This is a genomic window from Streptomyces piniterrae (genome assembly GCF_005048155.1).
GTDB classification, from domain to species: Bacteria; Actinomycetota; Actinomycetes; order Streptomycetales; family Streptomycetaceae; genus Streptomyces; species Streptomyces piniterrae.
The window spans coordinates 337663-363266 of record NZ_SUMB01000007.1 but is presented as its reverse complement, the minus strand read 5'-3'; the positions used below and the strand labels follow the sequence as shown (position 1 = coordinate 363266).

22 protein-coding genes and 1 riboswitch are annotated in these 25604 nt (G+C 73.0%); of the genes, 15 read left to right on the top strand and 7 right to left on the bottom strand.

From position 1 onward, the window contains the following. Positions 1-40: 40 nt before the first annotated feature. Both FCH28_RS22030 and FCH28_RS22025 read right to left on the bottom strand, forming a co-directional pair. A complete protein-coding gene (locus FCH28_RS22030) occupies positions 41-1162 on the bottom strand; it encodes an alpha/beta hydrolase (RefSeq protein ID WP_136741800.1) in 1122 nt (373 codons plus the stop codon). 156 nt (positions 1163-1318) lie between these two features. After that, positions 1319-1987 (bottom strand): class II aldolase/adducin family protein, encoded by a 669-nt coding sequence (locus tag FCH28_RS22025; protein WP_136741799.1) that lies wholly within the window; start codon positions 1985-1987, stop codon positions 1319-1321. A 228-nt stretch (positions 1988-2215) separates the two neighbouring features. Between FCH28_RS22025 and FCH28_RS22020 the strand changes: the two genes are divergently transcribed. The 3 genes from FCH28_RS22020 to FCH28_RS22010 all read left to right on the top strand — a co-directional run bounded on the left by FCH28_RS22020 (position 2216) and on the right by FCH28_RS22010 (position 4646). Then, on the top strand, positions 2216-2950 hold the full coding sequence (locus FCH28_RS22020) for a lysozyme (RefSeq protein ID WP_136741798.1): 735 nt from the start codon (positions 2216-2218) through the stop codon (positions 2948-2950). A 139-nt stretch (positions 2951-3089) separates the two neighbouring features. After that, positions 3090-4370: an inorganic phosphate transporter gene (locus FCH28_RS22015; RefSeq protein WP_136741797.1), complete on the top strand. Its 1281-nt coding sequence runs from the start codon at positions 3090-3092 to the stop codon at positions 4368-4370. A gap of 39 nt (positions 4371-4409) precedes the next feature. After that, positions 4410-4646: a hypothetical protein gene (locus tag FCH28_RS22010; protein ID WP_136741796.1), complete on the top strand. Its 237-nt coding sequence runs from the start codon at positions 4410-4412 to the stop codon at positions 4644-4646. 51 nt (positions 4647-4697) lie between these two features. Here the strand turns inward: FCH28_RS22010 and FCH28_RS22005 are convergent, their stop codons facing one another. Genes FCH28_RS22005 through FCH28_RS21995 form a run of 3 tightly spaced genes read right to left on the bottom strand, consistent with a single transcriptional unit; the run spans position 4698 to position 9216 of the window. After that, positions 4698-6095: an extracellular solute-binding protein gene (locus FCH28_RS22005; protein WP_246103066.1), complete on the bottom strand. Its 1398-nt coding sequence runs from the start codon at positions 6093-6095 to the stop codon at positions 4698-4700. After that, a complete protein-coding gene (locus FCH28_RS22000; RefSeq protein ID WP_136741795.1) occupies positions 6092-8746 on the bottom strand; it encodes a caspase family protein in 2655 nt (884 codons plus the stop codon). Before FCH28_RS22000 ends, FCH28_RS22005 begins: the two co-directional genes overlap by 4 nt. A gap of 5 nt (positions 8747-8751) precedes the next feature. Beyond that, positions 8752-9216 carry a hypothetical protein gene (locus FCH28_RS21995; RefSeq protein ID WP_136741794.1) on the bottom strand — a complete coding sequence of 155 codons (465 nt, stop codon included), beginning with the start codon at positions 9214-9216 and terminating at the stop codon, positions 8752-8754. A 206-nt stretch (positions 9217-9422) separates the two neighbouring features. Beyond that, positions 9423-9579, top strand: a riboswitch (cobalamin riboswitch). Positions 9580-9720: 141 nt separating this feature from the next. Between FCH28_RS21995 and FCH28_RS21990 the strand changes: the two genes are divergently transcribed. The 8 genes from FCH28_RS21990 to cobC are packed head-to-tail and all read left to right on the top strand — an operon-like array spanning position 9721 to position 18955. Then, complete coding sequence (locus FCH28_RS21990) at positions 9721-10683, top strand: cobalamin biosynthesis protein (RefSeq protein ID WP_136741793.1); 963 nt, start codon at positions 9721-9723, stop codon at positions 10681-10683. Further along, the gene (locus FCH28_RS21985) at positions 10680-12218 is read left to right on the top strand and encodes a cobyric acid synthase (RefSeq protein WP_136741792.1); all 1539 of its coding nucleotides are present in this window, start codon (positions 10680-10682) and stop codon (positions 12216-12218) included. The genes FCH28_RS21990 and FCH28_RS21985 overlap by 4 nt, the downstream gene beginning before the upstream one ends. Positions 12219-12273: 55 nt before the next feature. Further along, entirely contained in the window at positions 12274-14412 is a 2139-nt protein-coding gene (locus FCH28_RS21980; RefSeq protein WP_136741791.1) for a putative cobaltochelatase, read from the top strand. Beyond that, positions 14412-15008, top strand: a complete 597-nt coding sequence (gene cobO / locus FCH28_RS21975) for a cob(I)yrinic acid a,c-diamide adenosyltransferase (RefSeq protein WP_136741790.1) — start codon at positions 14412-14414, stop codon at positions 15006-15008. The genes FCH28_RS21980 and cobO overlap by 1 nt, the downstream gene beginning before the upstream one ends. Before the next feature lie 19 nt (positions 15009-15027). After that, on the top strand, positions 15028-16431 hold the full coding sequence (locus FCH28_RS21970) for a cobyrinic acid a,c-diamide synthase CobB (protein ID WP_136741789.1): 1404 nt from the start codon (positions 15028-15030) through the stop codon (positions 16429-16431). A 7-nt stretch (positions 16432-16438) separates the two neighbouring features. Beyond that, positions 16439-16996 (top strand): cobalamin biosynthesis protein, encoded by a 558-nt coding sequence (locus FCH28_RS21965; protein ID WP_169314217.1) that lies wholly within the window; start codon positions 16439-16441, stop codon positions 16994-16996. Then, complete coding sequence (locus FCH28_RS21960; RefSeq protein ID WP_136741788.1) at positions 16993-17850, top strand: sirohydrochlorin chelatase; 858 nt, start codon at positions 16993-16995, stop codon at positions 17848-17850. Before FCH28_RS21965 ends, FCH28_RS21960 begins: the two co-directional genes overlap by 4 nt. Beyond that, positions 17834-18955: an Rv2231c family histidinol phosphate aminotransferase CobC gene (cobC, locus tag FCH28_RS21955; RefSeq protein ID WP_136741787.1), complete on the top strand. Its 1122-nt coding sequence runs from the start codon at positions 17834-17836 to the stop codon at positions 18953-18955. Before FCH28_RS21960 ends, cobC begins: the two co-directional genes overlap by 17 nt. 169 nt (positions 18956-19124) lie before the next feature. Here cobC and FCH28_RS21950 read toward each other — a convergent pair whose 3' ends face one another. Continuing rightward, complete coding sequence (locus FCH28_RS21950) at positions 19125-20183, bottom strand: SCO1860 family LAETG-anchored protein (protein WP_136741889.1); 1059 nt, start codon at positions 20181-20183, stop codon at positions 19125-19127. 321 nt (positions 20184-20504) lie between these two features. Next, on the bottom strand, positions 20505-21596 hold the full coding sequence (locus FCH28_RS21945) for an amidohydrolase family protein (protein ID WP_187363895.1): 1092 nt from the start codon (positions 21594-21596) through the stop codon (positions 20505-20507). Positions 21597-22080: 484 nt separating this feature from the next. On the opposite strand from FCH28_RS21945, the gene ectA reads away from it, so the two are divergent. From ectA to thpD, 4 genes are all read left to right on the top strand, one after another. Next, a complete protein-coding gene (ectA, locus tag FCH28_RS21940; protein ID WP_187363888.1) occupies positions 22081-22647 on the top strand; it encodes a diaminobutyrate acetyltransferase in 567 nt (188 codons plus the stop codon). A gap of 124 nt (positions 22648-22771) precedes the next feature. Further along, a complete protein-coding gene (gene ectB / locus FCH28_RS21935; RefSeq protein WP_136741786.1) occupies positions 22772-24040 on the top strand; it encodes a diaminobutyrate--2-oxoglutarate transaminase in 1269 nt (422 codons plus the stop codon). Between the two features lie 46 nt (positions 24041-24086). Continuing rightward, positions 24087-24491, top strand: a complete 405-nt coding sequence (locus FCH28_RS21930) for an ectoine synthase (RefSeq protein WP_136741785.1) — start codon at positions 24087-24089, stop codon at positions 24489-24491. A 94-nt stretch (positions 24492-24585) separates the two neighbouring features. Further along, positions 24586-25485, top strand: coding sequence for an ectoine hydroxylase (gene thpD, locus FCH28_RS21925; RefSeq protein WP_136741784.1), 900 nt, complete (start codon positions 24586-24588; stop codon positions 25483-25485). Positions 25486-25604 lie beyond the last annotated feature (119 nt).

Sequence of the window (25604 nt, the reverse complement as noted above, 5' to 3'; positions counted from 1 at the left end):
AGGGGCGGCGGGGGCCCGCGTGGCGGGTCCGGAGGGGTGGCTACATGAGGGGGGTGAGGAAGCGGCGGAGCGCCTCTTCGTAGCCGGCCGGGTCGGCGTTCCACATCGCGGCGTGCGGCGCGTGCGGGACGGGTTGAAGGGTGATCAGGTCCGCGCGGCGGGCGGCGAAGGAGCGGGAGGCCGTCCAGGGGGCGATGGTGTCGTCCGGGCCGTGGAAGAGGAGTACGGGCGCGGTCAGCCGCTCGGGGTCGACGGCCGGCCGGTCGACGGGCAGCCCGGTGGCGCCCTGTGCGGCGCGGACGACCAGCGGCAGCAGGGCGCGCGGGACCCCCCGGGCGGCGGCCAGGGCGCGGATGCTGGCCTGCCGGTCGAGGACCGGTGAGTCCAGGACGATGCCGCTGATCCGGTCCCGCAGGGCGGAGTTGACGGCGGCGCGGAGCGCCATGGTGGCGCCGGTGGACCAGCCGTGCAGGACGACATCGCGGGCTCCGTACCGGACCGCGTAGCGGATCGCAGCGTCCAGATCGCGCCATTCTGAGTCGCCGAGGTGGTTCATGCCGTCGACGGTGCGCGGGGCGCCGACGTCGTTGCGGTAGGCGAGATCGAGGATGGGGAGCTGGTGACGCCGCAGGAACGGCATGACGACCATGGGGTGCTCTCGGGTGGTGCCGAGGCCGTGTGCGGTGATGACCCAGGTGTCGCGTACGCCGGGCAGGAACCAGGCGGGAAGGGCGCCGAGTTCGCCGGGGATGTCCACGTCGGCGCACTCGGCGCCGAAGGCGTCGCGGGGGTTGCCGATGTGCACCTGCGGGGTGAGCCGCATCCGGGCGCCGGGGGTCAGTACGCCGTGGGTGACCTTGGTCAGTCGGCGGACGACGGTGTCGGCGGGGTGCGGGCTGCCGTGGACGACGGGGCCCAGCACCGCGTGGCAGCCGGCGCCGGTGAGCCCGTAGACGCCTGGCCGCAGGGACGCCAGGCTGCGGGTCAGGGTGATCAGGTCGTCGGTGGCGGAGTGCACCGTGAGCCGGGAGTCGCCCGGCAGGGGGCGGTCGGGCGAGGGTTTGAGGGCAACGTCGCCGGCGTACCGGCCGACCGCCACGGCGGCCGCCCCGGCACCGATCGCGGTGGTGGCGGCCGCGGCCGCCGCGGTACGCAGGCGCACCTCCTCAGTGTGCGGAGGGGCGCCGGTCGCGGCCAGCGGGCCGGGGCGGGCGGGTGACGGGCCCGCCGGAGGCCGGCCCCGGCCTCCCGGGCCGAGCGGTTCACTTCAAGCGATTCAGTTCAGGCGGTTCAGTTCAGGCGGTTCAGTTCAGGCGGTTCAGTTCAGGCGATCCTTCTGCTGGCCGTAGCCGCGCAGCCGGGCACCGGCTTCGGCCAGCTCATCGGGGGACAGCAGGCTGGGCGTATGGCCCGGTACGGAGGCGGCGGTGAGCCAGACCCGGCACATCCACTCCAGCTGGGTGGTGCGGTCCAGCGCCTGGCCGAGGCTGTCGCCGTACGCCATGGTGCCGTGGTTGCGGAGCAGGCAGGCGGTGCGGTCGCGGAGCGCGGCGAGCATGTTCGCGGCCAGCTCCTCGCTGCCGTAGAGGGCGTACGGGGCGACCCGTACGGGGCCGCCGAGCTCGGCGGTCATGTAGTGGACCGGCGGGAGTTCGGGGACGAGGGTGGAGACGGCCGTGGCGTGCGGGGCGTGGGTGTGTACGACGGCGGTGGCGTTGGTGGCGCGGTAGAGCGCCAGGTGCATGGGGAGTTCGCTGGTCGCCCGGAGCCGGCCGATGATCTGGTTCCCGTCGAGGTCGACGGCGGTGGTGTCGGTGGGTCCGAGCCGGTCGTAGGGGACGCCGCTGGGCGTGACCAGGACGAGGTCCTTGACGCGGACCGAGACATTGCCCGAGGTGCCGACCACCAGGCCCTCGGCGGCCGTTCGGCGGGCGGTGGCGACCAGCTCGGTCCAGGCGTCGGCGAGGCGGTCGGCGTGGTGCGTCATGGTGTCCTCCGGCGCGGTGGCGGCATGAGCGGAAGGGAAACAGATGCGGTGCGCGCCACCGTACGGGTCGGCCGGGGCACTGTACGCGACGGATTCATTCTCCCGGTATCCGCCATATGGGGAGTGTGGTGCTACTTGGGGCAATTGACCGAAGTTCGACCGTCTTGCACCGGGCGCCCGCTACCTTCGTAGTGCTTGTCATGCACGTCGCCATTCAGGGGGACCCATATGGCCCGTGACCGCACCCCCCACCGCCTGATAACCACCGGTATCGCCGTCGCCCTCACCGGCGCCGCACTCGCCGGACCCCCCGCCAGGGCCGCCGCGCACGACCGGCCCCTGGGGCACGACATCTCCTCGTACCAGAAGCGCATCGACTGGCCCGCCGTCCGGGCGAAGGGCGGCCGGTTCGTCTACGTGAAGGCCACCGAGTCCGACGGCTACCGCAACCCGCGCTTCGACGGGCAGTACGGCGGCTCGCGCGAGGCGGGCCTGCTGCACGGCGCGTACCATTTCGCGCTGCCGGACACCTCCTCCGGGACCGCGCAGGCCCGGCACTTCCTACGGCACGGCGGCCACTGGAAGCCGGACGGCTGGACGCTGCCGCCGGCCCTGGACATCGAGCACAACCCGTACGACGCCGAGAAGCCCTGCTACGGGCTGAGCCGGGCCGCGATGGTCCGCTGGATCCACGCGTTCAGCGACGAGATACGCCACGGCACCGGGCGGCGTCCTGTGATCTACACCACGGCGCACTGGTGGAATCGGTGCACGGGCCGCAGCCGGGCGTTCGGCGCGACCCACCCGCTGTGGCTGGCGAGCTGGCGCGCCGCCCCGGGTCGGCTGCCGGCCGGCTGGTCGCTGCCGACCTTCTGGCAGTACGCCGGACACGGCTCGCTGCCGGGCGACCAGGACCGCTGGAACGGGTCGCTGACAGAGCTCAAAAGGTTTGCCGCAGGGTGATACAGAAGTGACGAGAGGGGCACCTCCTCGTGAACAGTGCGGTGGTGTCACCGCCGAGCCCGCTCCAGTTCACTTTCCGTTCACCCACTCTCCGTACGGTCCCGAGCGACCACCGTCTTCGAACTGATTGCCTGGGTGAATGGAACACATCACGCTTCTCATCGGGATCGTGATCGTCACGGCCTTGGTGTTCGACTTTACGAACGGCTTCCACGACACGGCCAACGCGATGGCCACCACCATTTCCACCGGCGCCTTGCGACCCAAGACCGCGGTGGCGATGTCTGCGGCACTCAACCTTGTCGGTGCGTTCCTGTCGGTGGAGGTCGCCAAGACCATCTCCGGCGGGATCATCGACGAGAGCGCCGGCATCAGACCTGAAGTGATCTTCGCCGGCCTGGTCGGCGCGATCGTCTGGAATCTCCTCACCTGGCTCGCCGGGCTCCCCTCCAGCTCCTCCCACGCCCTCTTCGGCGGTCTGATCGGCGCCACCCTGGTGTCCGTCGGCACCGGCGGAGTGCACGGCGAGGCCGTGGTGATGAAGGTGCTGATCCCGGCCGTGGCGGCCCCGGTCGTCGCCGGCCTCGCGGCGATGGCGGCGACCCGGTTGACCTACCGGCTGGCCCGCAAGCGCGACGAGTCGGACACCGCCAAGGGCTACCGCGCCGGCCAGATCGCCTCGGCCGCGCTGGTCTCGCTCGCCCACGGCACCAATGACGCGCAGAAGACGATGGGTGTGATCACGCTCGCGCTGATCACCGGCGGTGTGGTCGCACCGCACGCCGACCCGCCGCTGTGGGTGATCGTCTCGGCCGGTCTCGCCATCGCGCTCGGTACGTACCTGGGCGGCTGGCGGATCATCCGCACCATGGGCCGGGGCATCACCGACATCCAGCCGCCGCAGGGCTTCGCCGCCCAGACCGGCGCCGCGGCCACCATCCTGGCCTCCTCGCACCTCGGCTTCGCGCTCTCCACCACCCAGGTCTGCTCCGGTTCCGTGATGGGTTCGGGTCTGGGCCGCAAGGGCGGCGTGGTGCGCTGGTCCACGGCCGGCCGGATGATCGCCGCCTGGGGTCTGACCCTGCCGGCCGCCGGTCTGGTCGCCGCGGGCGCCGCGTTCCTGGCCGGCCGGGGCGACTGGGGCGTGACGGCGGTCGCCGTGCTCGCGCTCGCCGCCTGCGGCGCGATCTGGGCCGCGTCCCGGCGCAAGCCGATCGACCACACCAATGTCAACGAAGGCCCGGCGGCGGAGCCGGCCGGCGTGGTGACCGCCGCGCTGCAGACCGTCGCCCCGCCCCCGGCGGGCGTGGTGGCTCCCCGGCCCGCGGAAGCGGACGCCGCCGAGGAGCCTGCCGAAACCGCCACCGAAACCCCCACTCCGGCTGCCCGGCGCGCCAAGGCCGCCTCGGCCACCAGCTAACGGCCCTCACCCAGCGGCCTTCCTCTAAGGATCACTCACATGAGCATCGACTGGGCAGCTCTCGGCCAGGTCTTCGGCGTCAGCCTCGCGGTGACGGTCGGGATCGTGGGCCTGTTCACCGTCGGCATCGTCGGTACGTCCCGCAAGCCGGCCGTGGAGGGCGACACGGCCACGGCCACCGCGCCCGGCGCGGGCGCACGGACCGGCGCGGTGGTGGCCTTCGCACTGTGCGCGGCGGCCGTGTCGTACGGCATCTATCTCATCGTCGCCGGCTGACACCACCGGACACGACCGGAGAAGCACCCGAGGCGCTCAGCGATCGCGGCATCAGCCGCGGCCGCTGAGCGCCTCGTCCGCTTCTCTGGCCAGGGCGTCCGCGATGGCCGCGCCGCCACGGCTGTTGAGGTACTCCGAGACCCGGATCTGTACGACCTTGCTGAAGGTCTGGTAATGGGCGCTGCGCGGGCGCGGTTCGGCGGCCCGCAGCGCGGCGTACAGCGTCCGGGTGTAGGCCGGTTCCCGGGCGGGTGCCGGTGCCGGCCGCCCGGTGGCGCCCCGCTCGCCGCGCTCGGCGTCCCCGGGCGGCAGCGGGCAGTCGGGCGCCTTCGCCGCCTCCCGGTACGCCGAGTCGCGGGTGGCGGCGAAGCCCCGCTCCAGCAGACAGCGCTCACTGCCCGGGCTCGTCAGCGCCTCGATCAGCGCGCGGGCGCCCGCCGGGCGGGTGCTGCCGGCGGAGATCGCCAGGTTCTGCCCGCCCAGGACCGACATCCGTTTGCCGTCGGTGGGCCGGCCGGGCAGCTGGGCCACCGCGAACTGGACGCCTTCCTTGAGCTTCTCGGCGACCGAGGCGTACTCCACCGGCCAGTTGCGCATGAACAGCGCGCGGCCGTCGGCGAACCAGCGGCGGCTCTCCGTCTCGTCCATCGTGGTGGCCTCGTGCGGCATGATCGAGTCCAGCCGGTCCTTGACATCGGCGACGCCCTGCTGGAGCGCGCCGACCTGCTCGCCCTTGGTGAAGCTGGTCGCCTCGGGGTCGCCGCCGTTGGCCCAGGTGGACTCCAGGGTGTTGACGGTCAGCCCCTCGTACGGCCGCAGCTGGGCGACCATGCCGTACATCGTGGGCGGCTTCCTCCCGTGCTTGGCCGCCCTGGCCGCCTTGCGGTTGTGGGCGTCCGCGACCTGGATGGCCACGTTCTTCAACTCGCCCCAGTTGGAGGGGGGTTGGTCGTGCCCGTACTCGTGGAGGATGTCCTTGCGGTAGTAGAGCAGCCCGGCGTCGGTGTTGAAGGGCACGCCCCACACCTTGCCCTCGTACTCGGCCGTCTTGACCACGCTGTCCAGGAAGTCGGCGTCCAGGCTCGTGCCCCAGGGGCGGATGACGCCGGCCTCGGCGAACTCCGCCGTCCAGGCCACGTCGATGTTGAGCACGTCGTAGTGGCTGTCGCCGGACTGGCCCGCGGCCAGCAGCTGGCTGCGCTGGCCGTCGGCGGTGTCCGGGAGTCTGACGATCCGGACGGTGCGGCCGGTGCGCTTCTCCCAGGCGCGGATGAGGTCCTGGCGGACGCCGGAGCTGCTGAGATCGCTGCCGGTGGCCAGGACGATGGCGCCCTTCTCGGGCCCTGGCCCGGGTCCTGACGTACAGCCACTGGCCGCCATCGTCAGGGTCAGGCACAGCAGGGCGGCGGGCACGGTGCGGCGCGGGGCGGTCCTCCGCAGGGCGGTCACCTGTCCTCCTTGCCCGCCGTACCGATGGAGGCGACCAGGCCGGCCAGCTGCTCGGGAGCGTCGGGCCCGCCGGGCACGCACCGGCCCTTGGAGGCTTCGGCCAGCCCCTGGAGGGTGAAGGTGTCACAGCCGTCCTTGCCCAATGCCAGCGTCAGGACCGGCACTTCGGGTTCCTCCTTCAGGAGCGAGGTGAGGGTCTTCTCCACACCCGCCGCACGCTGCGGCCCGCCGTCGTCCTGGTCGAGGATGAGCACCACGGCCTTGTTGGTGCCGGCGGACTTCTTCATCTCCCGTACGGCGGCGGTCAGCGCCTCCTCCATCGCGGCACCGTGGTCGACCAGTTCGTCCCTTCCCCTTCCGGCGATCCGGTCCAGCGCGGCCTTGCCGAGGGCGGGGTCGGCGCTGCCGAGCGGCACGGCCCGGCGGACCGCTTCGGGGTCCGTGGGGTGCGTACGGTCCGGGAAGGTCCACAGGCCGTATGTGTGGCGCGGGCCCGCCATCTCCAGGGCACGGGCGGCCGCGCCGAGGGCGACCGGGAGCTTGCCGCCCTCCGCCATGGAGGTGGAGGTGTCGAAGAGGATCAGCACCTGGCTGGACTTCTGCGCCTTGTCGTAGCCGTCCAGCACCCGCGCCACCTGGTCGCCGCCCGCGTCGAAGGGGACGACGGGGGCGTCGAGGTCGGCGTCGGCGCGGCTGTTGAGCAGCGGTGAGCCGGGGCCGGGGCGGGGCATCCGGTCGTCCTCGCCCGGCACCCCGCGGTAGCCCTGCGCGGTGAGGGTGCGCTGGCCGCCGTCCGGGTCGCGCAGCCAGGCGGCGAAGCGGTCGACGGCGGCCTGCCGGGCGGTGGCGTCGGCGGCGCCGTCCCAGTCGACCCGGATCAGCGGGTGGTCGAGCGCCGGGACGTTCCTGGGGTAGTAGGCGGCGTAGCGGCTGCCGGGCGCGAGCGGGGCGTCGAGGGCCGGGCAACTGCCGATGGCGCGGCCGAGGTTGAAGTCGGCGAGGGACTTCTCGGAGACCAGCGGCGCGGCGCGGGTGTGCAGGGCGCCGCCCGGCGGGCCGCCCGCGTCGGCCGGGCGCAGCGAACAGAGCAGCTCCGTGCTCCCCGCGTACTGGCTGCCCGGGGCGGAGAGCCGGCCCTCGGCGTCCTGGGCGAAGGTGGCGTCGGGCGGGCCCGCCGAGCCGATCTCGGAGCCGTCGTGGGCGAGGTAGAGGCCGATGGTGTGCAGCAGGCCGGTGCCGGACAGTACCGGGCTGGGGCGCAGCAGTTGGAGATGGCGGTGGTCGCCGTCGGTCCCGGTCAGCAGGTCCTGCCAGGACGCGCCGACCTGTTCGACGTCGGCGAGGCGGGCGTTCGCCGGGATGCCGACGACCAGCGGGGTGTACGCGACGGGACCGGTGTTGCGCAGGGTCGCCGGGGAGCCGTCGGGCATCCCGCGGCGGGCCTCCTCGTAGTCGGCGGTGGATTCGGGGATCCACACGTCGGGCTGCGGTCCCGGCCGGTGGAGCGGCTCGATGCCCTCGTCGTCAGGGCGGCCCTGCCCGGTGCCCGCGCCGTGGGCCTCGCCCTGCCAGCGGTCGGCGGCCGCGAAGCCCTGGCCGATCTGGTCCTTGGCCGCGGAGTAGACGGTGATCTGGGCGCGCCGGCAGCCGTCCGGCAGATCGCTCTCGCCGTTCAGGGGGTGGGTGTTGAGGTCGGACATCTCGTAGGTGAAGGCCGCCCGGCGGAGGGCGGGTTCGGCCTCGGGGGCGGTGAGCAGCCGCAGTTCGAGGGCGGGCGGGCAGGCCGGCTCCGCGCCGTTGACGGTGAGCAGGACGACACCGGCGGTGGCCGGTACGAGGATGATCGCCAGGGTGAGCAGCAGCCGCAGCCAGTGCCGTAAGTACGGCCGCAGCCGGCGGCGCGACGGGATCCGCGGCGGGCTCTGCGCCGGCGGGTCGGCCGGGGCGGCGAAGGAGAGGACGACGTCGTCGACGGTGTTCTGCTTGGCCGAGCGGGGCTCCCACACATCGCCCATCGGGGTCCGCTCGTGGGCGAGCCGGTCGCGCAGCGCCTGGACGAGATCCTCGAAGGTGACGCAGGGCCTGCCGGGGATGCCGGATTCCAGGATCTGCACGGCGGCGCGGGTGAAGAGGCTGCCGCCGGCCGGTTCGTGGCCGCTGAAGATACGGCGGTTGGGCTGTGCGGCCATCAGCAGGGACATGGGTTTGCGGAGGGAGTGGAAGGCGCCGTCGGCGTTGCCCGCGTAGCAGCACTCCAGGACGATCACGATGCGGTCGGCCGCTGCCTTGTCGAGGCGGGACAGCACGTTCTGCCAGGAGACGGTCTTGTGGCGCGGCTCGGATCTGCCGACCATGAGCTGCAGATTGCCGCCGTCCGAACCGACCCAGCCGTGCCCTGAGAAGTGCACCAGCAGCAGTCCGCTCGCCTGCTCGGTGACGGCGTCCAGCGCCTGTTCCACCTCCCATGGCTCCTGGGGCCGGCAGATGCGGACCTCGTCCTTGGTGAACACTCCGCTGCCGGGCGCGGTCAGCGCCCGCTTGAGCTCCCCGGCGTTGGCCTTCGCCGCGGGCAGCCTGTCCAGGTGCTGGTAGTCGCCGACACAGATCAGCAGCGCCCGGTTGGCCTTGCCCCGCGCGTCGTATTCGGACATCCCGCTCAGCCCTCGCGGGTGCTGCCGCCCTCGCTTGCCGGGCCGCCGGGATCGGGGTGCTCGGGGGACGCGTCGCCGGGCGCCGGAGCGCCGCCGTCACCGCCGACGGCGACGGCGGGCTGTTCGCCGGCCGCGCGGTCCTGCTTGCGCCGCCGCAGCCACTCCCGCACGGCGATGCTCAGACTCTTGGTGATCTCGGCGGTGATCGCGCCGACGATGACCAGGACGAGATCGTCGACACCGACCGCCATGTCCCCCAGGTCGGTCCCGTCCGCTGCGCCCGACCCGTCCTGCCCGTCCGGTCCATCCGCCTTGTCCACCGGCCGGGTCCGGGTCACCCATTCGTGCCGCTGTCGCGTCAGCCAGGGCTCGCGCTCCAGCCATGCCGTGAGGTCCGCGTTGTCCTGCTGCGGATTGTTGGTGCCCGTGATCCGGATACGGATCTCCTGGCGGTCAGCGCTCTCCGGCATCCCCCGGCCCCCTTCCGGCGGCCCCGTCGCCCGCCGTGCCTCCAGATAGTGACGTGGGATCAGGTGCGTGGGCAACCTTGCGTGACACCACGGCCACCCTGTGGCATTGGCCACACCCTCCGCCAAGGGGCTGCGTCGCAGGTCAAGGGTGAGTTGACGGGCCTTCGCGGGCCATGGTGGACTGCGCGGGCCATTCGGCGACAGTTGAGGAAGTCCGGTGAGAATCCGGCGCGGTCCCGCCACTGTCACCGGGGAGCGTTCCTCCAGCGAAGGCCACGGTCCGCCGCGAATTCGATCCGCAGGGTCGGGTGCGTACGGGCTGGAAGGCCGGGGGATGCGCCGATCCGGGGAGCCAGGAGACTCTGGTCGCCGACACGTCGAGCCAGGGCGCGGACCCTGAGTGAGGACCTACCGCCATGCCCGGCCACCGTTCGAGATCCCCCCTGGCTCCTGTACCGAGTGCCGCCGCGGCGGCCGTTCGAGGCTCGACGGCGGTCTGATCCGATGCGCGGCGAACACGCGGCATACGCGTGCGGCGCGGCCCTCGGCTTTCTCGGCGATCTGATCGCGGCGGATCCCCGGCGCGGCCATCCGGTGGCCGCGTTCGGCCGGGCCGCGGGCGCCGTCGAGCGCCGGCTGTGGCGCGATCACCGCGGGTACGGGGCGGCGCATGCGGCGCTGTGCGCGGGCGGCGCGGCGGCCGGTGCCGCGGTGCTGCACCGTGCGGTGCGCGGCCACCCGTCCGCCCGGGTCGCGCTGACCGCGGCCACCGTCTGGGCGGTGCTGGGCGGCACTTCGCTGGGCCGGGAGGCGCGGGCGATCGGCGGTGCGCTGACGGCGGGTGACCTGGACGTGGCACGGGAGCGGCTGCCGCATCTGTGCGGGCGCGATCCCCAGGCGCTGGACGGTCCGCAGATGGCCCGCGCGGTGGTGGAGTCGGTCGCGGAGAACACCTCGGACGCGGTGGTGGGCGCCCTGGTGTGGGGCGCGTTGGGCGGTGTGCCCGGCTTGGTGGCGTTCCGTGCGGTGAACACCCTGGATGCGATGGTGGGCCACAAGTCGCCGCGCTACCGGCGGTTCGGCTGGGCCTCGGCGCGGCTGGACGATGTGGCCGGCTGGCCCGGTGCGCGGCTGACGGCCGCGCTGACGGTGCTCGCGGGGCCCGACCGGCGCGGTGCGCTGCGGGCCTGGCGGGCCGACGGCGGCGCCCATCCGAGTCCCAACGCGGGCCCGGTGGAGGCGTCGTTCGCGGGTGCGCTGGGCGTACGGCTGGGCGGCACGCTGGCGTACGGCGGGCGGGTGGAGCACCGTCCGGTGCTCAACGGCGGGGCGCGGCCGCCCGGCGTGCCCGATATCGAGCGGGCGGTACGGCTCTCGCGGCGGGTGGGCGCACTGGCGCTGGTGGCGACGGTGGCGGGGCGGTTCGTGCTGGGCGCGGTGCGGCACAGGAGCGGGAGGCAGCGGTGAACGGGCGGTTGAAGGCATCCGGTGGGGAGCTCGGCGGTGGCCTGTTGGTCGCCGGTACGACGTCCGACGCGGGCAAGAGCGTGGTCACGGCGGGCATCTGCCGCTGGCTGGTCCGGCAGGGCGTCAAGGTGGCGCCGTTCAAGGCGCAGAACATGTCGCTGAACTCGTTCGTCACGCGCGAGGGCGCGGAGATCGGGCGGGCCCAGGCGATGCAGGCGGCGGCCGCGCGGATCGAGCCGACCGCGCTGATGAATCCGGTGCTGCTCAAGCCGGGCAGCGACCGCAGCAGCCAGGTGGTGCTGCTGGGCAAACCGGTGGGCGAGCTGAGCGCGCGGGGCTACCACAGCGGGCGGCAGGAGCAGTTGCTGGGCACGGTGACCGACTGCCTGGCCGAGCTGCGGCGTACGCATGACGCGGTGATCTGCGAGGGCGCCGGCAGCCCCGCCGAGATCAATCTGCGCCGTACCGACATCGTGAACATGGGTATCGCACGGGCCGGCCGACTGCCCGTCGTCGTGGTCGGCGACATCGACCGGGGCGGGGTGTTCGCGTCCTTCTTCGGCACCACGGCGCTGCTGTCGCCGGAGGACCAGGCGCTGGTCGCCGGGTATCTCGTCAACAAGTTCCGAGGCGATGTGACGCTGCTGGAGCCGGGGTTGGAGATGCTGCGCGGTATCACCGGGCGCCCCACGCTGGGTGTACTGCCCTTCGCGCACGGCCTCGGCATCGACGAGGAGGACGGCCTCCGGGTCTCCCTGCGGGGTGCCGTACGCGAGAGCGTGGTGGCCCCGCCGCACGGCGCCGACGTGCTGCGGGTCGCGGTCGCCGCCGTACCGCTGATGTCGAACTTCACGGACGTCGACGCGCTGGCCGCCGAACCGGGCGTCGTGGTGCGGTTCGTGGACCGGGCCGAGGAGCTCGCCGACGCGGATCTGGTGGTGCTGCCAGGGACCCGGGGCACGGTACGGGCGCTGGAGTGGCTGCGCGAGCGCGGGCTCGCGGACGCGGTCGCCCGGCGGGCCGCCGAGGGCCGCCCGGTGCTGGGCATCTGCGGCGGTTTCCAGATGCTCGGCGAGCGCATCGAGGACGAGGTCGAGTCGAAGGCGGGCACGGTCGACGGGCTGGGGCTGCTGCCGGTGCGGGTACGGTTCGCGGCCGAGAAGACGCTGGCCCGGCCGGTCGGCGAGGCACTGGGCGAGCCGGTGGAGGGGTACGAGATCCACCATGGGGTCGCCGAAGTCGCCGGTGGGGAGGCCTTCTTGGACGGCTGCCGGGTCGGCTCCGTATGGGGCACGCACTGGCACGGCTCGCTGGAGAGCGACGGCTTCCGGCGGGCGTTCCTGCGCCGGGTCGCGGCGGACGCGGGCCGGGCGTTCGTCCCGGCCCCGGATACCAGCTTCGGGACGCTGCGCGAGGAGCAGCTGGACCACCTCGGCGATCTGATCGAGGAGCACGCGGACACGGACGCGCTGCTGCGGCTGATCGAGAAGGGGGTGCCGGAGGGGCTGCCGTTTGTGCCTCCCGGGGCGCCATGAGGGGTACGCAATGGACGAATCGGGAGCCGGCCGGCGACGTGGAGGACGACAAGGCATGACAAGCGCGCACAACACGACCCCGCAGTACCCCTTCACCGCGGTCGTCGGGATGGACGATCTGCGGCTGGCGCTGCTGCTCAACGCCGTGTCGCCGGCGGTGGGCGGCGTACTCGTCCGTGGTGAGAAGGGCACCGCCAAGTCCACCGCGGTACGCGCCCTTTCGGCGCTGATGCCGACCGTGGACGTGATCACCGGCTGCCGCTTCGCCTGCGCCCCCGCCGCGCCCGACCCCGGCTGCCCCGACGGGCCGCATGAGGCGGGCCCGTCCGAGGACCGCCCGACGCGGATGGTCGAGCTGCCGGTCGGCGCCTCCGAGGACCGGCTGGTGGGCGCCCTGGACATCGAACGGGCGCTGTCGGAGGGCGTGAAGGCCTTCGAGCCCGGACTGCTCGCCGACGCGCACCGCGGTGTGCTGTACGTCGACGAGGTCAACCTGCTGCACGACCACCTGGTCGACCTGCTGCTCGACGCCGCCGCCATGGGCGCCTCCTATGTGGAGCGCGAGGGCGTCTCCGTACGGCATGCCGCCCGCTTCCTCCTGGTCGGCACGATGAACCCCGAAGAGGGCGAGCTGCGGCCGCAGTTGCTGGACCGGTTCGGGCTGACGGTGGAGGTCGCGGCCTCGCGCGAGCCCGACCAGCGGGTGGCGGTGGTCCGGCGGCGGCTGGCGTACGACGCGGATCCGGCGGGCTTCGCGGCGCGCTGGGCGGCCGAGGAGGCGGAACTGCGAGCCCGCATCGCGGCGGCGCGTGCCCTGCTGCCGTCCGTGGAGCTCGGCGACGCGGCACTCCGGCAGATCGCCGCGACCTGTGCCGCGTTCGAGGTGGACGGGATGCGCGCGGACATCGTGATGGCCCGGACGGCGACTGCGCTGGCCGCGTGGGCGGGGCGGACGAAGGTGCTGGAGGAGGACGTCCGGCAGGCCGCGCTGCTGGCGCTGCCGCACCGCCGGCGCCGTAACCCGTTCGACGCCCCAGGACTGGACGAGGACAAGCTCGACCAGACGCTGGAGGAGTTCGGCGGTCCCGACGGTGACGACGACCCGGAGCCGGACGGTCCGGACGGCGGCCCCGACGGTCCCGGCGAGGGTCCCGACGGCGGCCCGGACGGCGGTGGACAGCCCCCGCAGGACAGCGGGCAGCAGGGCGTGCCGGAGCAGGCGCCGCCGCCGGGCCCGGAGGCCGACCCGGGCGCGCCGGACCCGGCCGATGCGGACGCCCCCGAGCAGCCCGCCGAACAGCCCGCCGCGGGCTCCGGCGGGCAGCGGCCGGCCGTCGGCGCGGCGGAGCCGTTCAAGACCCGGCGGCTGGACGTGCCGGGACTGGGCGAGGGCGCGGACGGCCGCCGGTCGCGGGCGCGTACCGCGCACGGCCGGACGACCGGGTCCCGGCGGCCCCAAGGCGCCCTGGGCAAGCTGCACCTGGCGGCGACCGTGCAGGCCGCGGCGCCGCATCAGCGGGCGCGCGGCCGCAGCGGTCCTGGCCTGGTGGTGCGCCGTGACGATCTGCGGGAGGCGGTGCGCGAGGGGCGGGAGGGCAATCTCGTCCTGTTCGTCGTGGACGCGTCCGGTTCGATGGCGGCGCGGCAGCGGATGAGCGCGGTCAAGGGCGCGGTGCTCTCGCTGCTGCTCGACGCCTATCAGCGGCGCGACAAGGTCGGCCTGATCACGTTCCGCGGGAAGGGCGCCGAGCTGGCGCTGCCGCCGACGTCGTCGGTCGAGGCGGGTGCGGCGCGGCTGGAGAAGCTGCCGACGGGCGGCCGTACGCCGCTGTCGGAGGGGCTGCTGAGGGCTCATGAGGTGCTGCGGGTGGAGCGGATGCGGGACGCCTCGCGGCGGCCGCTGCTGGTCGTGGTGACCGACGGGCGGGCGACCGGCGGCCCGGATCCCGTGGTGCGGGCCGGCCGGGCCGCGCGGCTGCTGGCAGGTGAGGGCGTCGCCTCGGTGGTCGTGGACTGCGAGTCGGGCCCGGTGCGGCTGGGGCTGGCCGGCGAGCTGGCCGGCGAGCTCCAGGGCACCGCCGTCACCCTCGACGAGCTGCGCGCGGACAGCGTCTCCGCGCTCGTACGGACCGTGCAGGGCAGCAGGACCACGCAGGGCAACAGGACCGTTCACGGCAACAGGAAGGCCGCGTAATGCCGCAGGGACAGCCGTCCGTCGTACCGAACGACGGGCTCACCACCCGCCAGCGCCGCAACCGCCCGCTGGTGTTCGTCCACACGGGCCAGGGCAAGGGCAAATCGACCGCGGCCTTCGGGCTGGCGCTGCGGGCCTGGAACCAGGGCTGGCCGGTCGGGGTGTTCCAGTTCGTGAAGTCGGCGAAGTGGAAGGTCGGCGAGGAGCGGGCGCTGAAGGTGCTCGGCGAGACGGGCGAGGGCGGCAGCGTCGCCTGGCACAAGATGGGCGAGGGCTGGTCGTGGGTGCAGCGCGACATCACCTCCAGCGAGGACGCGGCGCGCGAGGGCTGGGAGCAGGTCAAGCGGGATCTCGCCGCGGAGACGTACAAGCTGCTGGTGCTGGACGAGTTCGCGTATCCGATGCACTGGGGGTGGATCGACACCGAGGAGGTGGTGTCGGTGCTGCGCGACCGTCCCGGTACGCAGCATGTCGTGATCACCGGCCGCAACGCCCCGCAGGCACTGCTGGACTTCGCCGATCTGGTGACGGACATGACCAAGGTCAAGCATCCGATGGACACGGGCCAGAAGGGCCAGCGGGGCATCGAATGGTGAGTCGAACGGTGGGCACGGCATGAACGGGACCGCGATCCCCCGGCTGGTGATAGCCGCGCCTTCGTCGGGCGCCGGCAAGACGACGGTGGCCACCGGGCTGATGGCGGCGTTCGCCGAGGCCGGTCTCGCGGTGTCCCCGCACAAGGTGGGCCCGGACTACATCGACCCGGGCTACCACTCGCTGGCCACCGGCCGCCCCGGCCGAAACCTGGATCCCTACCTGTGCGGGACCGAGCGGATCGCGCCGCTGTTCCTGCACGGTGCGGCGGGCGCGGATCTCGCGGTCGTCGAAGGGGTGATGGGGCTGTTCGACGGGGCGTCGGGGATGGGCGAGCTGTCGTCGACGGCGCAGGTGGCGAAGCTGCTGCGGGCACCGGTGGTGCTGGTGGTGGACGCGTCGTCGCAGTCCCGGTCGGTGGCCGCGCTGGTGCACGGCTTCGCGTCCTGGGACCCGGAGGTGCGGCTGGCCGGGGTGATCCTCAACAAGGTCGGCTCGGACCGGCACGAGGAACTGCTGCGGGACGCGATGGGCTCGTCCGGGGTGCCGGTGCTGGGCGCGCTGCGGCGTATCCAGCAGGCGCGTACGCCGTCCCGGCATCTGGGTCTGGTGCCGGTCGCCGAGCGCCGGGCCGAGGCGCTGGAGTCGGTGCGCGCGCAGGCCGCCTGGGTGCGCGAGGGCTGCGATCTGGAAGCGCTGCTGGCGCTGGCGCGCAGTGTCCCGGAGCTGCCGGACGCGGCGTGGGACCCGGCGGCGGAGGTGGGTCCCGCCGCGGGCGCGACGGGCGGCGGCCGGCCGCTGATCGCCGTCGCGGGCGGTGCGGCGTTCACCTTCGCGTACGCGGAGCATGCCGAGCTGCTGGCCGCGGCGGGCGCCGAGGTGGCACTGTTCGATCCGCTGCGGGACGAGCAACTGCCGCCCGGTGCACAGGGGTTGGTGATCGGCGGCGGTTTTCCCGAGGTGTACGCGCCGGATCTGTCGGCGAACGCGCCGCTGCGTACGGCGGTGGCCGCGCTCGCCGCCTCCGGGGCGCCGGTGTCCGCCGAGTGTGCCGGGCTGCTCTATCTCTCCCGGTCCATCGACGGGAAGCCGATGTGCGGAGTGCTGCCCGCCGAGGCGCGGATGACGGAGCGGCTCACGCTCGGCTACCGGGAGGCGGTGGCGCTGGAGGACAACGCGCTGGCCGCGGCCGGGACGCGGGTGCGCGGCCACGAGTTCCACCGCACGACGCTGGAGCCGGGCGCGGGCGAGCGCCCGGCGTGGGGTCTGACGCATCCGGAGCGCCGGGTGGAGGGCTTCGTCAGCGGGGGCGTGCACGCCTCGTATCTGCATGTGCACTGGGCGGCGGAGCCGTCGCTGGCGAGCCGGCTGGTGGCGAGCGCGGCACGGCACACCGTCCGGGCGGTCCCGGGTGCCGCCGGGTGACGGCGGCATGGGACGCCTGATCGTAGGCGTCGGGGCGAGCCGGGGCGTGCCGGCGGCGGAGGTGCTGGAGCTGGTCATGGACACGCTCGCGCTGGCCGGATGTTCGCCGGGGTCGGTCGGCGCGCTGGCGACGGTGGCAGCCAAGGCCGGCGAGCCGGGGCTGACCGGCGCTGCGAGGGCGCTCGGTGTGCCGCTGCGGTCGTTTCCCGCGGAGGTGCTGGCGACCGTACGGGTGCCGGATCCGTCGGCGGCCGCGCGGGACGCCGTCGGGACTCCGAGTGTCGCGGAGGCGGCGGCGCTGCTGGCCGCGGGGCCGGGCGCCGAACTGGTCGTCGGCAAGCGGAAGTCGGCGCCGCAGGGCCGGCCGGCGGGGGCTACGTGTGCCGTCGCCGCGGCGACCGGTCCGGAAAATGCGGCTATGCCGGGCAGTACGCGGGGAGCGGTCGCAGCCCGCGCGGACGCTGCCGATATCGTCATGACCTCCCCACACTCCGCCCCGCACCGGCCACCGCCGACCGGTCCGGTGCCCGACAGCGAAACACCCGGTAACGAGGAGATGTTGTGACCACCCCTCCCGCTCTGCTCATCGCAGGTCACGGCACACGCGACGAAAGCGGGGCCGAGGCCCTGCGGGCGCTGGTGCACACGGTCGGCGAACGCCATCCCGAGGTGCCCGTCGCGGGCGGGTTCTTCGGCCCCGCGCCGACGGAGCCGACGCTGGGCGAGGCCGTCGCCGGGCTCGTGGCGCGGGGCGCGGACCGGATCGCCGCCGTACCGCTGCTGCTGGCACCGACCGGTGAGGTACGGGCCGCCCTGCCCGAGGCGCTGGAGCGGATACGGGAGGACCACCCGGGCCTGGGCTTCGCCTGCGCCGCCGAGCCGGGGCCGGGACCGAAGCTGCTGGACGCGCTGGAGCGGCGGGTGGAGCAGGCGCTGGGCAGCGGGGCCCGCAGACCGCAGGACCTGGCCCGTACGACGGTGCTGCTGGTGGGGCGGGGCGCCGCGGAGCCGCAGGCGAACGCCGAGGTGGCGCGGGCCGCGCGACTGCTCTTCGAGGGGCGCGGCTTCGCGGGCGTGGAGACCGCGTTCATCACCCAGGCCTGGCCGGATGTGCCGGCCGGGCTCGACCGGTGCGCGGCGCTGGCCACCGCGGCTCCCGGCGTGGTCGGCCCGACCCGGATCGTGGTGATGCCGTACTTCCTGTTCTCCGGTGGCCTGATGGAGCGGCTGTGCATGCAGACCGAGGGCTGGGCGGCGGCGCACCCCGGGACCGAGGTGTACGGCGCCAATGTGATCGGCCCGGGTCCGGAGCTGGCCGAGGCGGTCATGGAGCGCTACCTGGAGACGGTGGCGGGCGCTCTGCGGGGCGCGGGGCTGCCGGGCGGCGAGGGTCACGGTGAGCATGCCGGCGCCCGCTGAGCCCGCGCGGCTCCGGGAACCGGCCCCCGCCGACGTGGCGGGCCCGCCGCACGAACCGGATCTGCGGCATCACGGTGACGCCGAGGTACGGGACGCGGCAGACGGTTCCACGGCTCCGACGGATCTCACCGATCTGGCGGTGAATGTCCGTTCCGGCACTCCCCCGGACTGGCTGAAGGCCCGGATCGCCGCGTCGCTGGACGGCCTCGCCGCGTATCCGGACGGCCGGGCGGCGCGCCGGGCGGTCGCCGCGCGGCATGGTCTGCCGGTCGGCCGGGTGCTGCTGACGTCGGGCGCCGCGGAGGCGTTCGTGCTGATCGCCCGTGCCGTGCGGGCCCGCCGGCCGGTGGTGGTGCATCCGCAGTTCACCGAGCCGGAGGCGGCGCTGCGGGACGCCGGGCACGAGGTGCGCCGGGTGCTGCTCGATGAGCGCGACGGGTTCCGGCTGGATCCGGGCGCGGTCCCCGAGGACGCCGATCTGGTCGTCGTCGGCAATCCCACCAACCCCACCTCGGTCCTGCATCCCGCGGGGGCGCTGGCCCGGCTGGCGCGGCCGGGCCGGACCCTGGTGGTGGACGAGGCGTTCATGGACGCGGTGCCCGGGGAGCGGGCGTCGCTGGCCGGGCGCACCGACCTGCCGGGGCTGGTCGTGTTGCGCAGCCTCACCAAGACCTGGGGGCTGGCGGGACTGCGGATCGGCTATGTGCTGGCCGCGCCCGGCACCATCGCGGCCCTGGAGCGGGCGCAGCCGCTGTGGCCGGTTTCCAGCCCGGCGCTGGCCGCGGCCGAGGCCTGCTGCGAGCCGGCGGCGCTCGCGGAGGCGGCCGAGGCGGCCGAGCGGACCGCCGGCGACCGGGCCCATCTGCTGGCCCGGCTGGACGAGTTCCCTTCGGTCCTGGCCGTCCGCCCGGCCGAAGGCCCCTTCGTACTGATCCGTCTGCCACGGGCGGCGGAGGTACGCACCGCGCTGCGGGCCCGGGGCTTCGCGGTGCGGCGCGGCGACACCTTCCCCGGCCTGGGCCACGACTGGCTCCGGCTGGCCGTGCGGGACCGGGCCACGACGGACCGGTTCGTGGCGGCGCTGGCCGAGGTGCTCGCCTCGTAACGCACCGGCGGCCTCGCCGGGGCTCCCGTCGAACCACGCTCCGACGGTGCCCCGGCGAGGGGTGAGGCGCGCCGTACAGCGCGCCTCGGCCGTACCCGCTCCGGCGCCCCCACGGCACCGGAGCGGGTGGGGTCCCTCCCATGCCGTTCAGGCAATGGGGGAGGGTCTGTCAGCCGCGGCCGCCCTGCGCCGCGGCGCTGCGGCGGCGCCGGGCGAGGCCGAGGGTGCCGGCGCCCGCGAGGACCAGCAGCGCCGCGCCGCCCGCGAGGTACGGGGTGGTCGAACTGCTGCCGGTCTCGGCGAGGTCGCCGCCGCCGGGCTTGGAGCCGGTCTGCGGGTGCGCGTCGTTGCCGCCGGACGCTCCGCCGGACGTCTGCCCGCCGGAGGCCTGCCCGCCCGAGGTCTGGCCGGCGGAGTCACCGCCGCCGGTCTGTCCGCCGGACGTCTGCCCGCCGGACGTCTGGCCACCGGACGTCTGGCCACCGGTGCCGCCGCCCGTGCCGCCGTCGTCGGAGCCCTTGCCGGTGGTGCAGCTGGCCTCGGCGAGCGTGACCCGGCCCTTGACGTCCGCGACGTTGAGCTTGAGCGGGTTGACGGAGACCTTCAGGTCGAGCGCGGTGGCCGCGGCGCTCTTGGACGTGACGTTCTTCTTGGACAGGTCGAGCCGTACGTCGCCGACGCCGGGCACCTTGACCTCGGTCGTGCCGCCGGGGTGGAGCGTGACCTTCTTGCCCAGGACGAGGACGGTGCCCAGCACATTGGACTCGGCCCGCGGCCGCTGTCCCGCTTGGCACACCGCCTTGGCGGTGACCTGCTCGACCTCGACGAGGGACAGCAGCGGAAGGCCCGGGAGGTGCACCTTCGCGCGCACCAGGTTGGCGTAGCCCTCGGTCTTGTGCCCGTCGGCGGTGGCGCGCGCGGTGGCGACGTCCGCGCGCAGCACGTTGAACGGCTTGCCCTGGTTGATGCCGTCGAGCTTGGCGGTGAGCGTGGTCTTCTCGGCGGACTCGGGTGCGTGCACCTCGTTCAGCGCGAGGTTCAGCGGGACCTCGGCGGTCTTGTTGAGCAGCCCGACGTTCAGCCCGGTGCGCAGGACGGTCGCGCCGGAGGTGCCGTGGTCGCCGGTGGCGTGCGCCGGCGCGGCGCCGAGCAGGACGGCGGGGCCGGCGGCGAGCGCGGTGGCGGCGAAGGTGGCGGCAAGCCGGCGGGCGGGACGGCTCAAGGGCATGCCGAAGGAACGGGCGGGACTGGTGGACACGTGTGTGGAACCCCCACAAGAGAAATGGAGCCGTCGGCCGCGCCAATGGGGGACATCACGCGGGCCGACGACCTCGACGAGCACATCGTGTCGGCACGGAGGGTGAACCTGTAGCCCCGGAGGGTCAATTCACCCCAATGGGTGGTTTCCGTGTCTTGATTCGATTCCCGTGGCACAAAAATCGCCCCACGCCCCAGACGTCCCACCGCTCGGGGGACGCCGCGTGACGGTGTGGCCTGTGCCGCTCCCGCCGGCCCCGCCCGTTCGACCGGTGCGCCGGCCCGGTGTCGCTCAGCCGATGACCCGGCCGCGCAGCACGACGCGGCGCGGCGCGGCCAGGACCCGGATGTCGGCGCGCGGATCGGACTCGTAGACCACCAGGTCGGCGGGGGCGCCCTCGGTGAGCCCGGGGCGGCCGAGCCAGTCCCTGGCGCCCCAGGTCGTCGCGGAGAGCGCTGCCTCGACGGGCAGGCCGGCCTTCCGCAGCTCGGCGACCTCCTGGGCCACCAGGCCGTGCGCGAGCGAGCCGCCGGCGTCGGTGCCGGCGTAGATGGGCACCCCGGCGTCGTAGGCCGCCCGTACGGTGTCGTAGCGGCGGGCGTGCAGCCGCCGCATATGGTCCGCCCACTTCGGGAACTTCGTCTCGCCGCCGGCCGCGAGCTGCGGGAACGTGGCGATGTTGATCAGCGTGGGGACGATGGCGACACCGCGCTCGGCGAACAGCGGGATGGTGTCCTCGGTGAGTCCGGTGGCGTGCTCGATGCAGTCGATGCCGGCTTCGACGAGCGGTGCGAGGGATTCCTCCGCGAAGCAGTGGGCGGTCACCCGGGCGCCCAGCCGGTGCGCCTCGGCGATGGCCTCCTCGACCGCGCCGCGCGGCCAGCAGAAGCCCAGGTCGCCGGTGGAGCGGTCGAGCCAGTCGCCGACGAGCTTGACCCAGCCGTCGCCGCGCCGGGCCTCCTGGGCGACATAGGCGACCAGGTCCTCGGGCTCGATCTCGTGCGCGTAGTTGCGGATGTAGCGCTTGGTACGGGCGATGTGGCGGCCGGCGCGGATGATCCGGGGCAGATCCTCGCGGTCGTCGATCCAGCGGGTGTCCGAGGGCGATCCGGCGTCCCGGATCAGCAGGGTGCCCGCGTCACGGTCGGTGAGCGCCTGTTTCTCGCTGGTGGCGGCGTCCACCGGGCCATGGGCGTCCAGGCCCACATGGCAGTGGGCGTCGACCAGGCCCGGCAGCGTCCAGCCCCGGACGGTCGTGATCTCGCGCGCCCCGGCCGGTCGCTCGAACGTCACCCGACCGCCGACGACCCACAGCTCGTCGCGCACGTCGTCAGGCCCGACCAGGACCCTCCCCTTGAGGTGCAGCACCGCACCGTCACTCATGGACGTCATACAGGCACTGTATGCGGGGCGCCGCGGCCGGTGGGGCCTGGCCCGTGCCGGCCGCCCCGCGCCCGGCTCAGGGCCGTCCTCGCGGCTCTGCGGCCGCTTTCCCGGGGCCGTTTCCCGGAAACCCCCGGGACCGCTGCGCTTTCCTTCCCGGACGCCTTCCGGGAGATCTTCCGCTTGCGAATTCCCAATTCTTCAGAAGCGTAGCTTCCCGTATTCTTCTGCCCGGTTTTCCGCACCTCAAACGCCAAGATTTCGCTAGCGTCAAGTACCGTAATTCGGACGCGTCTCATCGACGTTACGGAGCTGTGACCGACTACACAACGTGTCCGTTTCACCCCGAATCTCCTGGTCAAATCGGCACATCCCGCGATCAGCACGCGCGCTCGGGCGCCCCCGCGCGATAACACAAAGAATCTGCTCACGTAACCCCTGCCCGCGATGCAATTTCCTTTTTCCCTGGGTAAATTTAATTCCCATGACCGCCGCACAAGCAGACCATGCACGTGCCCGCAGCGATATCAGAGAATTGCCGGAGGGCTTCAAGCTCGACACCCCACGCGTGGAGGACGGAGCCGCGATCTGGCGTATCGCCCGCGACTCCAAGGCACTGGACCTCAACTCCTCCTACAGCTACCTCCTGTGGTGTCGCGACTTCGCCGCCACCTCCGTCGTCGCTCGTGACGCGGAGGGCGAGCCGGCCGCCTTCGTCACCGGTTACCTCCGCCCCGAGAGCCCGGAGACCCTCGTCGTCTGGCAGGTCGCCGTCGACGACGCACACCGCGGGCAGGGGCTGGCGGCCGCACTCCTGGACGGGCTGACCACCCGTGCCATGCATGAGCTGGGCATCCGATTCGTCGAGACGACCATCACGCCCGACAACGCGGCCTCGAACCGGCTGTTCGCCTCGTTCGCCGAACGCCACAGAGCGCAGCTCAAGCGCGAGGTGCTCTTCGACGCGGGCCTCTTCCCGGAGCAGGGCCACGAGCCGGAGGTCCTGCACCTCATCGGCCCGTTCGGCGCTCCACCTGGCACCTGTCGCTGATGTCCTCAGCGCCGCGCGGCCACCCAGGCCGCGTGTGCCGTGCGGGACCGACGCCCCTGCGCGCCCGGAAACCCGCCCCCTCAGACTTCCCCCCTCTTTCGCACTCATCTCCCTGGAGCATGCTGTGACCATCACCCAGCCCGACCTGAGCGTCTTCGAGACCCTGGAGTCGGAGGTGCGCAGCTACTGCCGTGGCTGGCCCACCATCTTCGACCGCGCGCAGGGCAGCCGTATGACCGACGAGGACGGTCACACGTACCTCGACTTCTTCGCCGGTGCCGGTTCGCTCAACTACGGCCACAACAACCCGGTCCTCAAACGCGCCCTGATCGACTACATCGAGCGGGACGGCGTCACCCACGGCCTGGACATGTCCACCACGGCCAAGCGGGCGTTCCTGGAGTCGTTCCAGAACATCATCCTGCGGCCGCGCGACCTGCCCTACAAGGTCATGTTCCCGGGCCCGACGGGCACCAACGCCGTCGAGGCCGCGCTGAAGCTGGCCCGTAAGGTCAAGGGCCGCGAGTCGATCGTGTCCTTCACCAACGCCTTCCACGGCATGTCGCTCGGTTCGCTCGCCGTCACCGGCAACGCCTTCAAGCGGGCCGGCGCCGGCATCCCGCTGGTGCACGGCACCCCGATGCCGTTCGACAACTACCTCGACGGCCAGACCCCGGACTTCATCTGGTTCGAGCGGCTCCTGGAGGACTCCGGGTCCGGCCTGAACCAGCCCGCTGCCGTGATCGTCGAGACGGTGCAGGGCGAAGGCGGCATCAACGTCGCCCGCGCCGAGTGGCTCCGCCAGCTCGCCGACGTGTGCAAGCGCTGGGACATGCTGCTGATCGTCGACGACATCCAGATGGGCTGCGGCCGAACGGGTGCCTTCTTCTCCTTCGAGGAGGCGGGCATCGTGCCGGACATCGTCACCGTCTCGAAGTCCATCAGCGGCTACGGCCTGCCGCTCGCGCTCACCCTCTTCAAGCCTGAGCTGGACGTGTGGGAGCCGGGCGAGCACAACGGCACCTTCCGCGGCAACAACCCGGCCTTCGTGACGGCCGCCGCCGCGCTGGACACGTACTGGGCCGACGGCCAGATGGAGAAGCAGACCCTGGCCCGGGGTGAGATCGTCGAGGAGCACCTCAAGGCCATCGTCGAGGAGCACCCGGGCGTCTTCGCCGAGTACCGCGGCCGCGGTCTGGTGTGGGGCATCGAGTGCACCGACAAGAGCCTCGCCAACAAGATCGCCAAGCGCGCCTTCGAGCTGGGTCTGCTGATCGAGACCTCCGGCCCGGAGAGCGAGGTCGTCAAGCTGCTGCCGGCACTGACGACCACCCCCGAGGAACTGGACGAGGGCCTTCGCACCCTCGCCCGCGCCGTCCGCGACTGCGCCTGAGCGGCGCCGAGTTCCCGACCGTTCCACAGAAAGGCACCGACTCACCGTGATCGTCCGATCGTTCCAGGACATCGAAGGCACCGACCGCCACGTCAAGTCCAAATCCGGTACGTGGGAGAGCAAGCGCATCGTCCTCGCCAAGGAGGGCGTCGGCTTCTCGCTGCACGAGACCGTCCTGTACGCGGGGACCGAGACGTCGATGTGGTACGCCAACCACTACGAGGCTGTCCTGTGCGTCGAGGGCGAGGCCGAGCTGACCAACGACGAGACCGGCGAGAAGCACGTCATCACGCCGGGCACGATGTACCTGCTCGACGGGCACGAGAAGCACACCATGCGGATCAAGCAGGACTTCCGCTGCGTGTGTGTCTTCAACCCGCCGGTCACCGGCCGTGAGGACCACGACGAGAACGGGGTCTACCCGTTGCTCACCGAGCCCGAGCTGGGCTGAACCGCCGCATCCGTCTGCCCCGTCCGGCAGTTGAGGAAGGCACGCACCACGCGCACGTAGCAGAGCACGTACGAGAGGAGAGGAAGGCAACACCATGACCACCGCACCCGAGCGCACCGCCGACCTGTACCCGACCCGTGGGACCGCTGAGGTGATCACTCCGCGGAAGGACCCGGTGGTGTGGTCGCGGCCCGGCGCGGCTGGACCGTTCCAGCCGTCCGAGCTGAGCGACTTCGAACGCGACGGCTTTTTCGCCATCGGGGAACTGCTGACGGCGGAAGAAGTCGCGGTGTACCGCGCCGAACTGGACCGACTCGTTCTCGACCCGGCGATGCGCGCCGACCCGCGCTCCATCGTCGAGTCGAAGTCGCAGAGCGTTCGGTCCGTCTTCGAGGTGCACAAGATCAGCGAGGTGTTCGCCAAGCTGGTCGCCGATCCGCGGGTGGTCGGCCGCGCCCGGCAGATCCTGGGCTCGGACGTCTACGTCCACCAGTCGCGGATCAATGTGAAGCCCGGCTTCGGTGCCTCGGGCTTCTACTGGCACTCCGACTTCGAGACCTGGCACGCCGAGGACGGACTGCCGAACATGCGCACCGTGTCGGTCTCGATCGCGCTCACGGAGAACTACGACACCAACGGCGGGCTGATGATCATGCCCGGCTCGCACCGGCACTTCGTGGGCTGCGCGGGCGAGACGCCGAAGGACAACTACAAGCGGTCGCTGCAGATGCAGGACGCGGGCATCCCGTCGGACAAGGTCCTGACGAAGATGGCCGACGACCACGGCATCCGGCTGTTCACCGGCAACGCCGGCTCGGCGACCTGGTTCGACTGCAACGCGATGCACGGCTCCGGCGACAACATCACGCCGTACCCGCGCAGCAATGTCTTCATCGTGTTCAACAGTGTGGAGAACGCGGCGGTGGAGCCGTTCGCGGCGCCGGTCCGGCGGCCGGAGTACATCGGTGCGCGGGAGTTCACTCCGGTGAGGTAGCGCACGGGGCCCAAGGTGTGATGACCCCGGGCCGGGGTCACAGCCGGGCGGCGCGGCCGCCGCACAGCATGGTCTGTGCGGCGGCCGCGCTGTGTTCGGGGCCCTGGGCGCGGGTCCCT

Coding starts and splice junctions, on each gene's coding strand:
- ectA (WP_187363888.1), top strand. CDS start 22,081: ATGACCGCCGCACAAGCAGACCATGCACGTGCCCGCAGCGATATCAGA.
- FCH28_RS22000 (WP_136741795.1), bottom strand. CDS start 8,746: ATGTCCGAATACGACGCGCGGGGCAAGGCCAACCGGGCGCTGCTGATC.
- thpD (WP_136741784.1), top strand. CDS start 24,586: ATGACCACCGCACCCGAGCGCACCGCCGACCTGTACCCGACCCGTGGG.
- FCH28_RS21990 (WP_136741793.1), top strand. CDS start 9,721: ATGCGCGGCGAACACGCGGCATACGCGTGCGGCGCGGCCCTCGGCTTT.
- cobO (WP_136741790.1), top strand. CDS start 14,412: ATGCCGCAGGGACAGCCGTCCGTCGTACCGAACGACGGGCTCACCACC.
- FCH28_RS21995 (WP_136741794.1), bottom strand. CDS start 9,216: ATGCCGGAGAGCGCTGACCGCCAGGAGATCCGTATCCGGATCACGGGC.
- FCH28_RS21965 (WP_169314217.1), top strand. CDS start 16,439: ATGGGACGCCTGATCGTAGGCGTCGGGGCGAGCCGGGGCGTGCCGGCG.
- FCH28_RS22010 (WP_136741796.1), top strand. CDS start 4,410: ATGAGCATCGACTGGGCAGCTCTCGGCCAGGTCTTCGGCGTCAGCCTC.
- FCH28_RS21945 (WP_187363895.1), bottom strand. CDS start 21,596: ATGAGTGACGGTGCGGTGCTGCACCTCAAGGGGAGGGTCCTGGTCGGG.
- FCH28_RS21970 (WP_136741789.1), top strand. CDS start 15,028: ATGAACGGGACCGCGATCCCCCGGCTGGTGATAGCCGCGCCTTCGTCG.
- FCH28_RS22020 (WP_136741798.1), top strand. CDS start 2,216: ATGGCCCGTGACCGCACCCCCCACCGCCTGATAACCACCGGTATCGCC.
- cobC (WP_136741787.1), top strand. CDS start 17,834: ATGCCGGCGCCCGCTGAGCCCGCGCGGCTCCGGGAACCGGCCCCCGCC.
- FCH28_RS21980 (WP_136741791.1), top strand. CDS start 12,274: ATGACAAGCGCGCACAACACGACCCCGCAGTACCCCTTCACCGCGGTC.
- FCH28_RS22025 (WP_136741799.1), bottom strand. CDS start 1,987: ATGACGCACCACGCCGACCGCCTCGCCGACGCCTGGACCGAGCTGGTC.
- FCH28_RS21950 (WP_136741889.1), bottom strand. CDS start 20,183: ATGCCCTTGAGCCGTCCCGCCCGCCGGCTTGCCGCCACCTTCGCCGCC.
- FCH28_RS22015 (WP_136741797.1), top strand. CDS start 3,090: ATGGAACACATCACGCTTCTCATCGGGATCGTGATCGTCACGGCCTTG.